General features: G+C 59.6%; 10 protein-coding genes. 4 read left to right on the top strand and 6 right to left on the bottom strand.

Annotated elements, in window-relative coordinates; all coding sequences use genetic code 11:
- Positions 1-29 precede the first annotated feature (29 nt).
- The 4 genes from QMK54_RS05410 to QMK54_RS05395 form a co-directional block, all read right to left on the bottom strand.
- Positions 30-1301 carry a hypothetical protein gene (locus QMK54_RS05410; protein ID WP_223595245.1) on the bottom strand — a complete coding sequence of 424 codons (1272 nt, stop codon included), beginning with the start codon at positions 1299-1301 and terminating at the stop codon, positions 30-32.
- A gap of 79 nt (positions 1302-1380) precedes the next feature.
- Positions 1381-2625, bottom strand: coding sequence for a hypothetical protein (locus tag QMK54_RS05405; protein ID WP_223595243.1), 1245 nt, complete (start codon positions 2623-2625; stop codon positions 1381-1383).
- Positions 2626-5148, bottom strand: coding sequence for a TcfC E-set like domain-containing protein (locus QMK54_RS05400; RefSeq protein WP_320402182.1), 2523 nt, complete (start codon positions 5146-5148; stop codon positions 2626-2628).
- 111 nt (positions 5149-5259) lie between these two features.
- Entirely contained in the window at positions 5260-5739 is a 480-nt protein-coding gene (locus QMK54_RS05395) for a CS1 type fimbrial major subunit (protein WP_110660073.1), read from the bottom strand.
- Positions 5740-6243: 504 nt separating this feature from the next.
- Here QMK54_RS05395 and QMK54_RS05390 point away from each other — a divergent pair.
- A complete protein-coding gene (locus tag QMK54_RS05390; protein WP_110660074.1) occupies positions 6244-6819 on the top strand; it encodes a PadR family transcriptional regulator in 576 nt (191 codons plus the stop codon).
- On the top strand, positions 6816-7598 hold the full coding sequence (locus QMK54_RS05385) for a siderophore-interacting protein (RefSeq protein ID WP_223595239.1): 783 nt from the start codon (positions 6816-6818) through the stop codon (positions 7596-7598). Before QMK54_RS05390 ends, QMK54_RS05385 begins: the two co-directional genes overlap by 4 nt.
- A 175-nt stretch (positions 7599-7773) precedes the next feature.
- Here the strand turns inward: QMK54_RS05385 and QMK54_RS05380 are convergent, their stop codons facing one another.
- Both QMK54_RS05380 and QMK54_RS05375 read right to left on the bottom strand, forming a co-directional pair.
- Positions 7774-8415, bottom strand: coding sequence for a Pr6Pr family membrane protein (locus QMK54_RS05380; protein WP_223595343.1), 642 nt, complete (start codon positions 8413-8415; stop codon positions 7774-7776).
- 2 nt (positions 8416-8417) lie between these two features.
- A complete protein-coding gene (locus QMK54_RS05375) occupies positions 8418-8648 on the bottom strand; it encodes a VF530 family DNA-binding protein (protein ID WP_090453280.1) in 231 nt (76 codons plus the stop codon).
- Positions 8649-9023: 375 nt separating this feature from the next.
- Here QMK54_RS05375 and QMK54_RS05370 point away from each other — a divergent pair, with 375 nt between their 5' ends.
- On the top strand, positions 9024-10406 hold the full coding sequence (locus QMK54_RS05370) for a carbohydrate porin (RefSeq protein WP_320402181.1): 1383 nt from the start codon (positions 9024-9026) through the stop codon (positions 10404-10406).
- A 214-nt stretch (positions 10407-10620) separates the two neighbouring features.
- Positions 10621-13032, top strand: coding sequence for a glucose/quinate/shikimate family membrane-bound PQQ-dependent dehydrogenase (locus QMK54_RS05365; protein WP_320402180.1), 2412 nt, complete (start codon positions 10621-10623; stop codon positions 13030-13032).
- Positions 13033-13124: the final 92 nt, after the last annotated feature.

Below are 13124 nucleotides of genomic sequence, written 5' to 3'. Positions count from 1 at the left end.
ACAACCTCCCTGTATCGATACGCGGCCCATCAGACTTCCGAGTCCCAGATCACCGTGACCCGACCTGCATAGTTGCCACCTCTGCCGGGCTGCAACATGAATTCCATAACGTATGGCGGTACTTCGAAATGCAGGATGCCGGGTGCCCTGTCCACGAAAAAGCCGGGCTGGAACTGTTGCGCGTTGGCTTGTCCGGTACGCAAGCGACGCCGCTTGACCGGTTGCCCGGACATATCGGTCAAGCCATCGGGCAGGCTGACGCTGACTTGCAGTTCCACCGCGTACTTGGTGACGGGGTCTCGAATCTGGCAATCGGTGACAATCCCTGGCGTCTCGCACTCCAACTGCATCTTGAAACGCGACGAGGCGGAGATCTTGAACGTCTGGTCTCGGAGCAGGCTCACTGGCCGACGCCCGGCCTGCAACCAGCTTTGCCAGCCGCCCGCCGGAACCAGTTGGACGTTTTCACCACCGGGAGGAATCTCTACCTGGAGGGTGTGCTCAACATCGAGATTGAAGTTGATGGTCAGGCTGTCATCGCTGGGCAACATGATGTCGCCCATGTCGAAATCACGTCCGGGACCGACCCCGTAGGTGTGGCTGCCGACATAGCGTCCCGGGGACATTTTCAGCGGATTGGGGGTGCGCAGCTCGTAGCCGATCTGAAACATGTCATAGCGCAGGCTTTCAATCCGGTAAGCGGCCGTCGGGACACAGCTACTGCCTGGTCGCGTCAACCAAAAAAACGAACGCCACGTCGGTTCGACAAACATGCCTCCGGTGTAGCCACAGGGTGCGGGCGGATAAGTCCAGTTGTACCCACTCCACAGCATCGCGTGCGCGTCCGGATTACTGTCGGGCGCGCCCTCACCGATGATGTTTTGAACCCGGTCCGGCAGGTAGTAGCGGCCGCCAATCGATGCTATGCGCACCTGCAATATCGACGGCTCTCCGGTCTCTTGATGAACAACCTGTAGTGACGCCCACTCGGTCGGGGGCTTGAACATCGCACCTTTGCGCATATCGCTGTGCCGGGCTTCGATCGGGCCATTGGAATTGAATTCGATCGGCACCTGGATGCTGAAGATGGATAGCCCTTCGCAAAATGTCGGGTAAATGGAGCAGTGCCCGGTATACGGCGTCGTATTGATAAATTCGTTACGCATCGGGTTGCCCGGATCAGGCTTGAATGAAGCCGTGACCTCAATGGAGGCGGCCTGCGCCGACACCGAAACCACCAGACTGAAAAGCGCCACGAAAGAACGTAACAACCACCGTTCAATCCCATTGCAAGTCTTCACACTAAAACTCCCTGTAAAAATGACCCGTGTGGCGAACATCGGCCAAGGATGGCGGCGTGCTTGATCGCAGCGCGCACCTTCAGATTTCCGAATCCCAATACACCTTGACAGTGCCCGCATACCTGCCGCCGCTACCGGGTCGCAGCATGCCTTCCATCGAATGGGGCGGTACTTCGAAATGCAGGGTTCCCGGTGCTCGATCCACATAGAAACCGGGTTTGAAATACAGCTCATTCCCCGCACCCGTCTTCAGTCGCAAACGCCTCACAGGTTGTCCGGAAAGGTCGGTTATGCCATTGGGCAGGCTGACAAAGACGAACAGCTCGACTCGTCTGTTCAACTCGGAGTTTTCCAGTGCGCATTCGTTATTAATTCCAGGCCCGCAATCTATTAGCATCTTGAAACGTGACGACGCCGAGATGTTGAAGGTCTGATCGCGGAACAGGTTCACCGGACGCCGCCCTGCCTGCAGCCAGCTCTGCCAGCCACCGGCGGGCACCAGCTGGATCCTTTCGCCGCCGGGCGGAATCTCGACTTTGAGGGTGTGCTGAACATCCAGCACGAAATCCAGGGTCAGGTCCGAGTCGTTCGGAATCATGACATCGCCAAAGTCGAAGTCTCCGTTAGGGCCCAGGCTATAACTCAAGCTTCCGGTATATAGTCCCGATGACATGCCTAGCGGGTTGGGCGTACGCAGTTCATAGGCAAAATCCAGATAGTCATAGGTGATGGCCGGGATTGGAAAATTGGCCACTTTTACGCAAGCGCGTTCATCTGGGGTTTTCCAGAAAAAAGCGTACGTTGTCGCCCCGAGAAAACCCATCCCAGTGGTTGTACAGGGGGGCGCTGGATACACCCAGCCTGCGCCTTTCCACAACCGACCGTGGCCTTCCGCTGGACTCGAGGCTCCGGTCAGATTGGCGGCCGTATCACTCAAGATATAATTGGAACCAACGCCGGAAATACGTACTTCGACTGTTTCAACGTCCCCCGTTTCCGCATTGATGACCGTCAATGAACGCCACCCCCCCGGCACCTTGAACATTGCGCTTTCGCGCGGTCCGGCATCGGCTTGAATCAGCTTGTTTGATACGACGCGCGTCATCAACCGGATGCTGAAGGTATCGCTATTACGGCAGATATCCGGGTAGTCCCCACAGTAGCCAGTGGATGGTGTCTGATTGATAAACTTGTTGCTTTGCGGGTTCGCGGAATCAGGTGTGAACAACGCCCTGATTTCATGATTCACCGCCTCGGCCGGTGTCGCCACAAACAACGCCAGCACGCACAGCCATTGCGGCATCCAAGTCTTGAGATTCACCATTCAACTGGCCTCCTGTCGAGTAAATGAGGCATCCGCCAAGGTGTCCGGCGTGCAACGCAAATCCCCGATCATCAAGACGTTGTTTTCACTGCGGTGTTTGTCGGTATCGAGCCGGAACTGGCACAGCAACTGATCGGCGTAACGCACTTCCAGGGTTGGCGAACCGGCATGCATTTCCATCGAGAAGAAGCCATCGACTTCACTCACGCCACGGCTGGCGTGGTTGATCACGTGGTGGCCCTTGAGCGGCCGGCCTTGCGGGTCGATCAGGCGCCCCAGCACGGTCAGGGTTTTCATTACGCGGACCTTGCGGTACTCCACGCCGCCCTTGTTCAGGTGATAGCGAGTACGACCCGGTTCGATACTGGCCGCCGGCGCGTGATTGCCTTCGAAGTCGAAGCTCACCGAACTGTTTTTGTAGGCGGTGAGCGGAATGAAATTGCGCCCCGGGCGCAACGCCGCGCTACCACCGCTGAGGTCGTCGGCCCGCAAGGCGATGCCGTCGATATCGGACTCGACGTCGACGATCATCCCCGCCCCTCGCCCCTGATGCTGACTCGTCAGGGCCATGCGTTGAGCACCGACGATCACCGAACTGTCCAGGTTCAAGCCTCCGGTGTAGTTACCGTTGAACGACGAACGCTGGATAAATCCGTCGCCGTTGATGGCATCGGTGCGAAAGTTCGCCAGGCTCGACAAGCCGACGCCATAGGTGTCGGTGAGCGCGGTCACCAAGACGTTTTGCAGTACGTGGTCTTGCAGGTCTTGGCGAAAACCGATGGAGCCATTGTTGTCACGGCTGCCATCACGGGCGGTGCGACTGCCGATGCTGCCGGAGATCTGCTGGCCCGGACGACCCAACGCCATATTGATACTCAGGTCGACCCCACGATTGCGCGCATTGCCGCTGCTGTAGCTGCCCGGACGATCAAACAGCGACAACCGCCAGTTGGCATCGCTGCCAAACAACTCGGTGCGCTGCGCCCAGCCCAGATCAACACCGACACCTTCAACGTTGCCTTCACTGTGCGAGACCCGCGCATTGAGCGAACTCTTGCGGCTGATCCGATGGTTCAACGCCAGCGATGAATTGCTGGTCTCGCCAGTGAACACATTGCGTTGGCGCACACGAGTGCCGTCGGGCAGCGTGTCATAGGTGTTGGTGGTGTCCAGCCAGCTGCGGTTGTGGCTCACCACCAGACTGCCGGAGCCATAGTTGTACAGCGCCTGCAAATCGACGCCGGTGCCGTGGTCTTCGGTCTGATAAACGTTGGCATACAGGCTGACGCTGTTGGCCAGGCTCCAATCGATGGAACTGCCATACTGCAGCGTGTTGCGAACCTGCCGCGCGGACAGCCCGAGAATCACCCGTGGGTGCAGCAGATAGTTGATCGCAGCGCCTGCCGTCGCGTCGCCACTGTCCTGCTGGTCCCAATTACTGAGCAGTTTGCTTTCCTGCCCGGCGAACAGGTTGTAGCGCCAGCGCTCATCAAAGTTGCGCCAGTTATTCGGCTTATAGATCAACTCCTGGGTGGTGGACGTCACCTGACCGTCTTCGATCAGCCGCACTTCCACCTCATAAATACCGCCGGGCAAGGGTCGCGTATCGAGCGTTTGCAAACCCGCCGGCACCGACTGGGTGTTGATCAGCAAACCATCGCGATAGATCTCCACGGAGCCCTGACGGTTGGCCGTGACGTACACCGGATACACGCTGGGCTTGGGGCTGTCGATCGCCAGACTGTCGGAGCTGCCATACATCACCCCCACAGCGGTATCAGGGCTGGTCCCGAATGAGCGGGGCTGGCGCGTCAGGCCTTCGGAGTTGGGGGTGAAGTAACCCAGACGAAAAAAGCTCCCTTCCAGTTCGCGCTGTGTGTAGAGCTCATGCACGGCGTGATAAAGCTTGTCGTCCGGGCCGCCAAGGCGAGACAGTTGCATGTTGAAGGCCTGTGTCCAGTTGCCCAGGCTGCCGCTGGCCTCCAGGCCAAAACGACCGCCCAGGTCCTGGTCCTGGCCGCCGTTGAGATTGAGCTGGTTACGCACCATCAGGCCGCTGCTGCCGCCTTGCGGTTGCTCGTAATAACGTTTGGCTTCGCTGTCGCGCTCGGCATTTTCGGTGACGATCGACAGCAATGAATTTTCAAGGTTGTAGTGCGCCGCCAGCATTTGCTCCGGGCATTGCCCGCTACATGAGCCAAGCGCCACGCCGGGTTTGAGAATATCGGCCCAGGCTTCGCGCTCACCTGCACTGAAGCGGCTTTCGCTGGTATCGGTGAAATCGAGCAACGTCACCCGGTCATCGCGGGACAACACAATCATCGCCTCGCCGAGGGGTTGCTGGTCGAGCTCGACCCGAACCGCCAGCGGTACATCGAAGAAATGTTCTTCGAATTCGGCCGGCAGGCCCTTGGCCTGTGCCAGCAAACTTCGTGGCGTGTTATCAATGGAAGTGGGCGCCGCAAATGCACTGCTACATAACAGCAGCGCAAGCGCCGCCGCGATGGGCGTCATCGGGAACATGAACGAATACTCTGATTACGAAGAAGTCAAAACACGGTCGACAAACCGGAAAGTTTGCCGACCGGGTACGTTACCTGGAACAAGTAAGCGTATTAGTGTCGAAAGTCTTGTTTAGACAGAAGGCTCAACGACCAACATGACAACACCGGTGTATTCGCCTGCATCAGGTTTGCCGCTGGTGATTGCACTGATTTTGAAAGGTGCGCGGTAGCGTGTATTGGAATCAGTATCTCCGACAACTTCCTGCGAAGTGGTATTCAATGTCTTGCCATTGAGCTCGACTTTCAAATCAATGGTTTTACTACCGGCGATCAACTTTGGAACGCCTTCGAGTCGTGCGTTGACCTTACCGGCGGTGTGAAGGACGTCAAAGTGCCCGTCGACGGTTTTCATGGCGTCGATGCCTGGGTTGTAGCTCATGTCCTGATCCTTGTTGACCAGGTCGAAATCAACCGGCACCGCGTAGAAGTCATCGGAGTTGACAGTTGCCTTCAAACTGATGGAGTGCCGGGCTTCGGTGGCGGCAAACGCCATCGAGGAACTCAGGGCCAGAACAGCCAGGGGAGCAGCAAATGCGATTTTCTTGAACATCTTTCAGTACCTGTCTTTAAAAAGGATGGTGTGCTGAAAGTTCATGTTGAGTAAAAACTGTCACGAGCAGCCATTTGCCCAGCTGAACTTTCAACGCCGAAAGATGATCGACCAATTGTTCTTGAAAGTAAGCAGGAAGGTTCCTGCGAATGCGTAGCCAAAGTGCCATTAACGCAGAAAGAAAAAAGCAGAAAAACATATAAAGCGAATGTTTGACTGTAAGAGAAATACTACAAATAGCGTTTTAACAGCATGACCTGCGAGATATTAACCAAGTAGCGTCTGTAAGACTAATACCACACTACCCGTAAACAGTGGACAAGGACAATAGATTAGAGAGTTAACACTAATCTTGACCTTTTGACCCGCTCCGCTGATCACTATTTTTTGGGGTTTGACGCTGATTTCCATTTTGCAGTCAGGAGTGGCCGCTGGTCGGGAGGGCTTGCCATCCGCTTAAGATATATCTTAAGTTACATCTAAAGACGACGAGAGAACGCAAAAATGAGAGACCATCATTCCCCCCACCGCGAACACGGCGACGGCCGTGACGGCTTCGAGAAACGCTCCCCCCGCGAACGCGGTGGCCGCGGCCCCCGGGTGTTTGCCCCCGGTGACCTGAAATTGTTGCTGCCGGCCTTGATCGCCGAACAGCCGTGCCACGGCTACGACCTGATCCGCCAGATCGAAGGCATGTTCGAGGGCGCCTACTGCCCCAGCCCTGGGGTGATCTACCCGACCCTGACGTTCCTGGAAGAAAGCGAACTGATCCTGGGCGACGCCGAAGGCGGGAAAAAACGCTACACAATTACCGACGCCGGACGTCTATTCCTGCAAGAGCAAGCCGTTGCACTGGATGGCGTGCGGATGCGCATCGACGTCAGCAAGCGTTCGCTGCGCGGCCATGATCGTCCGGCGGAAATCCACGAAGCGGTGCATAACCTGCGCCACGCCCTGCAAATGCATCATGGGCGCTGGAGCCCGGAAGAAATCCTGCGGGTCCGTGACCTGCTCAACGACACCGCCAAGGCCATCGTCGACGGCCCCGCCGTTCAACCCGTTCAGGAGAAAGCCGAATGACTGAAGTGATCAGCACCATTCACCGTGTCATGCACGAAATCAAACGCCGTCGCCTGGAGGTGTTGCGCGTGGTCGACCTGACCCCGCGCATGCGCCGGATTACCCTGGGTGGCCCGCAATTGGCAGGCTTCGTCAGCCTGGGCACGGACGATCACGTCAAACTGTTGTTCCCGCAGAACGCCGAGCAGGCTGCCGCTCTGGAAACCCTGGTGCTGGGCGCCGGCAAGGACAACGGCCCGCTGCCGGAAATGCGCGACTACACCCCGCGCCGCTACGACCTCGATAGCCTGGAACTGGACATCGACTTCGTGCTGCACGGTGACGGCCCTGCCTCGACCTGGGCGGCGCAAGCCCAACCGGGGCAGTTCCTGCACATCGGCGGACCGCGGGGTTCGATGATCGTGCCGGACATCTTCGACAGCTACTTGCTGATCGGCGACGAAACCGCCCTGCCCGCCATCGCCCGGCGCCTGGAAGGCCTGGCGGCCAACCGCCGTGCACTGGTGATCGTGGAAGTGGAGAACGGCAAGGAGCAGCAAGTGCTGCACAGCGCGGCCGAGGTCAATGTGATCTGGGTATTGCGCGAAGGCGGCAAAGAACATTTGTTGAGCACCGTGCGCCAAATCAAGGTGCCAACCGGCAGCCTGTACGCGTGGGTGGCGACTGAGAGCAAAGTGTCGCGGCAGATTCGGCGGGTGTTGCTGGATGAGCATGGGCTGGACGAGCAGTTCGTCAAGGCGGTGGGGTACTGGAAACTGGATGACAGCGCCGAGGAGTGATTGGCGTCACTATGTGGCGAGGGGGCTTGCCCCCGTTGCGCCGCGAAGCGGCGCTAAAACCTGCGACCGGTGGTGGCCTGGCACACCGCGTTTACCTGTTTTGCGACTGCTTCGCAGCCGAACGGGGGCAAGCCCCCTCGCCACAAAAAAGCATTCCACAGCGCCATAGCCGTGGTTACCTTCGAGCCCGCCACCGATCCACCCCGATCACCACCAACGCAATCACCAAAAACCCCGCCAACAACCCGCCTGCATTGATGAACACCTGTGGATAACCCAGTTTGTCCACATCCACGAAGGGATACGGATAAACCGCCAGCAGATGCCCGCGCCACAGCGCATAGGCAAAGTACAGCAGCGGATAAATCACCCACACCGCGATATGCCACAGGCGCAGGGTGCCCTTGGGCACATAGGCCCACCAGTACCCCAGGAACAGCAGCGGCACGATGTCGTGCAACAGTTCATCGGCCAGCCATTGCCAGCCTTCGGGATGCCACAGGTGGCGCAGCAGCAGGTTGTAGGCGAGGCTCACCACGGCGATGCTCACCGCGATCGCACTGCTGACCCAGGGCTGCAGGAACCAGCGGCGCGCGGCTGACTCGCGGGATGTCCATTCACAGGTCAGCACGGTCGCCACCAGGGTATTGGTCAGCACGGTGAAGTAGCTGAAAAAGCTCATCAGCCCGCCGATCAGACTGGCACCCAGCGTCCAGCGTGAATGGAAAATCAGGTACATCTGGATGCTCAAACCCGCCCAACCGAGCGTGGCAGCCACGGCCACAAAATGACGGCGAAATCCGGACGGGGCGATCATGTTCAAAGCGGTCGCTTGGTACGCATCAACTTCACGTACAGGCGTTCGACCTTCTCCCGCGCCCACGGGGTTTTGCGCAGGAACGTCAGGCTCGACTTGATGCTCGGGTCGCTCTTGAAGCAGCGGATATCGATACGCTCGGCCAGCCCCGACCACTCGTAGTGATCAACCAGTGCGTTGAGGATCTGTTCCAGCGTCACGCCATGCAGCGGGTCGGTGTTGTGTTCGGTCATGCCGGGCCTTCATGCAGAGAGGGAATTGGAAGCCGCGCACCTTAGCCGAGGGTTTCGTCGGGTGGAAGCGATCTATCAAATGTAGGTGATCTTGGGATGCTGGAATCCTGTAGGAGCGAGCTTGCTCGCGAAAAACGCAACGACGCCGCTGGTATCTGGTTTGACGCGTTATCGTTCACGACCATCGCGAGCAAGCTCGCTCCTACAAAGAGCTGACTGTTACCGATTCCGAAAGGCTGCATGTCAGCAAAAGCGCTTTCTCTATTTGTAACAGAACATTATCCTTGCGCCCGCCTTGGCTGAAACGCTTCTGCACCGAGCTTTACGCCGCTGTTTTCGTTATTCCCCCAGAAAAAGATCAAGAACTTCCTCTCTATGCCTGATTTTAAAACTCCGCGAGACAGCGCTGTCTCAACATCTTTTGCCAGTCCAAACGCCTTGGCGCTGATCGGCGGCCTCACGGCGCTGGGCCTCGCCTCCTGCGTTCAAGCCGCGCCTGCCTTCGATAGCGACTCACCGTGGATGCTCGGTGACTGGAACGGCACTCGCACCGAACTTGCGGAAAAAGGCTACGACTTCAAAGTCGATTACACGGGTGAAATGGGCAGCAACCTGCATGGCGGCTACGACCACGACCGCACCGCGCGCTACAGCGACCAGTTCGGCCTCGGTACGCACCTGGATCTGCAGAAAATCCTCGGCTGGAATGACGCCGAGTTCCAGCTGACCCTCACCGAACGCAGCGGCAACAACATCAGCAATGACCGCATCAACGACCCGCGTGTCGGCGGCTTCACCTCGGCTCAGGAAGTCTGGGGCCGCGGCCAGACCTGGCGCCTGACGCAGATGTGGTATCAGCAGAAATTCCTCGATGAAAAACTCGACATCAAGGTCGGCCGATTCGGTGAAGGCGAAGACTTCAACAGCTTCCCCTGCGACTTCCAGAACCTGGCGTTCTGCGGCTCCCAGGTCGGCAACTGGGCGGGCGACATCTGGTACAACTGGCCGGTCAGCCAATGGGCGCTGCGGGTCAAATATCACCTGACGCCAGAGCTTTATGCACAGGTCGGCGCGTACGAGCAGAACCCGTCGAACCTTGATCGCGACAACGGCTTCAAGCTCAGCGGCAGCGGTACCCAGGGCGCGGTCCTGCCGGTGGAGCTGGTGTGGACGCCGAAACTCAACGGCCTGCCAGGCGAGTACCGCGCCGGTTACTACTACAGCAGCGCCAACGCCACCGATGTCTACAAGGACAGCAATGGCCAGCCTGCCGCCCTGAGTGGCGAAGCCTACCGCAGCGCGTCGAGCAAGCACGGCGTGTGGCTGGGCCTTCAGCAGCAGGTCACCAGCCTCGCCAGCGACCACTCTCGCGGCCTGAGCCTGTTCGCCAACGGCACGATGCACGACAAGAAGACCAACGCCATCGACAACTACGTCCAGGCCGGCCTCGTCTACAAAGGCCCGTTCGACGCGCGCGCCCGGGATGACATCGGCTTTGCCATGGCCCGCGTCCACGTCAACCCGGCCTTTCGCAAGAATGCCGAGGCGACCAACCAGGCCAATGTCGTCTTCGACTACGACAATCCGTCCTACCTGCCGCCCCAGGACACCGAATACAGCGCCGAGCTCTATTACGGCGTGCACGTGACCAACTGGCTGACCGTGCGCCCGAACCTGCAATACGTCCGCCATCCCGGTGGCGTGAACGAGGTCGATGACGCGCTGATCGGCGGGATCAAGGTCCAGTCGTCGTTCTAAAAAACACCACAAAACCCCTGTAGGAGCTGGCTTGCCAGCGATGGTCGTCAACGATAACGCTGCGAACCTGATTCCCCGCGGCGTTCTCGGGTTTTTCGCGAGCAGGCTCGCTCCTACAGGACCACACCGTTTTTTTATGAACCCTGCCCGCGCCGGATCGTCATCTACAGTGAACTTGCGCGGGACTCTATGAAACGTCACGGAGAATCACACTATGAGCACTGATAGTGCCTTGAGTCGAAGCCGTCTGTTGCCGACCCTGCTCGGCATTCTGCTTCTGCTGATGGGCCTGGCCATGCTGGCCGGGGGGATCAAGCTGAGCATGCTTGGCGGCTCGCTGTATTACCTGCTGGCCGGTATCGGCTTCGCGCTGAGCGGCGTGTTGCTGATCGCCGCGCGCCGCGCGGCGCTGGGCCTGTACGCACTGGTGCTGTTCGCCAGTACCGTCTGGGCGCTGTGGGAAGTCGGCCTGGATTGGTGGCAACTGGTGCCGCGCCTGGCGCTGTGGTTCGCCCTCGGCGTGGTGATGCTGCTGCCGTGGTTCCGTCGTCCATTGCTGATCAACGGCCCTGCCCCCATGGGCACTGGCGCCTTGGGCGTGGCCGTGGTCCTGGCTGGCGCCACCGCCTTGGCCAGCCAGTTCACCCATCCGGGCGAGACCCTCGGCGAGTTGGGTCGTGACTCGACTGACATGACCAGCACTGCACCGCAGATGCCCGAAGGCGACTGGCAGGCCTATGGCCGCAGCGAATTCGGTGACCGCTATTCGCCGCTCAAGCAGATCACCCCGGCCAACGTCGGCAAGCTGCAAGAAGCCTGGCGCATCCAGACCGGCGATCTGCCAACCGCCGATGACCCGGTGGAACTGACCAACGAAAACACCCCGCTCAAGGCCAACGGCATGCTCTATGCCTGCACCGCCCATAGCAAGGTGCTGGCGCTGGACCCGGACACCGGCAAGGAACTGTGGCGTTTCGACCCGCAGATCAAGAGCCCGGTGGGCTTCAAGGGCTTCGCCCACATGACCTGCCGTGGTGTGTCGTACTACGACGAAGCGGCCTACGCCCAGTCTGAAAACGCTGCCTCCGCAGTGATTTCCGAGGCCGGCAAAGCCGTCGCCCAGGCCTGCCCGCGTCGCCTGTACCTGCCAACCGCCGATGCACGCCTGATCGCACTCAACGCCGACACCGGCAAAGTCTGCGAAGGTTTCGGGAAAAACGGCGTGGTTGACCTGACTCAAGGCATCGGCCCGTTCACCCCCGGTGGCTACTACGCCACCTCGCCCGCAGCGATCACTCGTGACCTGGTGATCATGGGGGGCCACGTCACCGACAACGAGTCGACCAACGAGCCATCCGGCGTGATCCGTGCCTTTGACGTACACGACGGTCATCTGGTGTGGAACTGGGACAGCAACAATCCCGATGCGACCGAACCGTTGCCAGAGGGCGAACACTACAGCCGCAACTCGGCCAACATGTGGTCGCTGGCCAGCGTCGACGAAAAACTCGGCATGGTCTACCTGCCACTGGGTAACCAGACCCCTGACCAGTGGGGCGCAGACCGCACCCCGGGCGCCGAGAAGTTCAGTGCCGGCCTGGTCGCGCTGGACCTGGCCACCGGCAAGGTGCGCTGGAACTACCAGTTCACTCACCACGACCTGTGGGACATGGACGTCGGCAGCCAGCCAACCCTGCTGGACATGAAAACCGCCGACGGCATCAAGCCGGCTGTGATCCAACCGACCAAGCAAGGCAGCCTGTACGTACTCGACCGTCGCGACGGCACGCCGATCATCCCGATCAAGGAAATCCCGGTTCCGCAAGGCGCCGTGAAAGGTGACCACACCGCGCCGACCCAGGCCCGTTCCGACCTGAACCTGCTGGCCCCGGAATTGACCGAAAAAGCCATGTGGGGCGCCAGCCCGTTCGACCAGATGCTGTGCCGCATCCAGTTCAAGGAACTGCGCTACGAAGGTCAGTACACCCCGCCGTCGGAACAGGGCAGCCTGATCTATCCGGGTAACGTCGGCGTCTTCAACTGGGGCGGCGTTTCGGTCGACCCGGTTCGCCAGATGCTGTTCACCAGCCCGAACTACATGGCCTTCGTCTCGAAAATGGTGCCTCGCGCCGAAGTCGCGGCCGGCAGCAAGCGCGAGAGCGAAACAGCGGGCGTGCAACCGAACACGGGCGCGCCTTACGCAGTGATCATGCACCCGTTCATGTCGCCGTTCGGCGTACCGTGCCAGGCTCCGGCCTGGGGCTACGTCGCCGGCATCGACCTGACCACCAGCAAAGTCGTGTGGAAACGCAAGAACGGCACCAGCCGCGACAGCTCGCCACTGCCAATCGGCCTGACACTTGGCGTGCCAAGCATGGGCGGCTCGATGGTCACCGCCGGCGGCGTCGGCTTCCTCAGCGGCACGCTGGACCAATACCTGCGCGCCTATGACGTCAACACCGGCAGCGAGCTCTGGAAATCGCGCCTGCCGGCTGGCGGTCAGGCGACGCCGATGACCTACACCGGCAAGGACGGCAAGCAGTACGTGCTGCTGGTCGTCGGTGGCCACGGCTCACTGGGCACCAAGATGGGTGACTATGTGATTGCGTACAAGCTGGCGGAATAAGTTTCAGCGGCAGTAAAACCAAAGGCGACGCCCGTGAGGACGTCGCCTTTTTTTGTGCCACACAGCTCCCCCCTGTGGGAGCGGGCTTGCTC

Source organism: Pseudomonas sp. P5_109, from assembly GCF_034009455.1.
Classification (GTDB): domain Bacteria; phylum Pseudomonadota; class Gammaproteobacteria; order Pseudomonadales; family Pseudomonadaceae; genus Aquipseudomonas.
This window is presented reverse-complemented; position numbering and strand designations above follow the sequence as displayed.

Bases quoted from the DNA above. Each gene is read 5' to 3' on its own strand.
- QMK54_RS05405 (WP_223595243.1), bottom strand. From the start codon at position 2,625: ATGGTGAATCTCAAGACTTGGATGCCGCAATGGCTGTGCGTGCTGGCG.
- QMK54_RS05400 (WP_320402182.1), bottom strand. From the start codon at position 5,148: ATGTTCCCGATGACGCCCATCGCGGCGGCGCTTGCGCTGCTGTTATGT.
- QMK54_RS05395 (WP_110660073.1), bottom strand. From the start codon at position 5,739: ATGTTCAAGAAAATCGCATTTGCTGCTCCCCTGGCTGTTCTGGCCCTG.
- QMK54_RS05390 (WP_110660074.1), top strand. From the start codon at position 6,244: ATGAGAGACCATCATTCCCCCCACCGCGAACACGGCGACGGCCGTGAC.
- QMK54_RS05385 (WP_223595239.1), top strand. From the start codon at position 6,816: ATGACTGAAGTGATCAGCACCATTCACCGTGTCATGCACGAAATCAAA.
- QMK54_RS05380 (WP_223595343.1), bottom strand. From the start codon at position 8,415: ATGATCGCCCCGTCCGGATTTCGCCGTCATTTTGTGGCCGTGGCTGCC.
- QMK54_RS05375 (WP_090453280.1), bottom strand. From the start codon at position 8,648: ATGACCGAACACAACACCGACCCGCTGCATGGCGTGACGCTGGAACAG.
- QMK54_RS05370 (WP_320402181.1), top strand. From the start codon at position 9,024: ATGCCTGATTTTAAAACTCCGCGAGACAGCGCTGTCTCAACATCTTTT.
- QMK54_RS05365 (WP_320402180.1), top strand. From the start codon at position 10,621: ATGAGCACTGATAGTGCCTTGAGTCGAAGCCGTCTGTTGCCGACCCTG.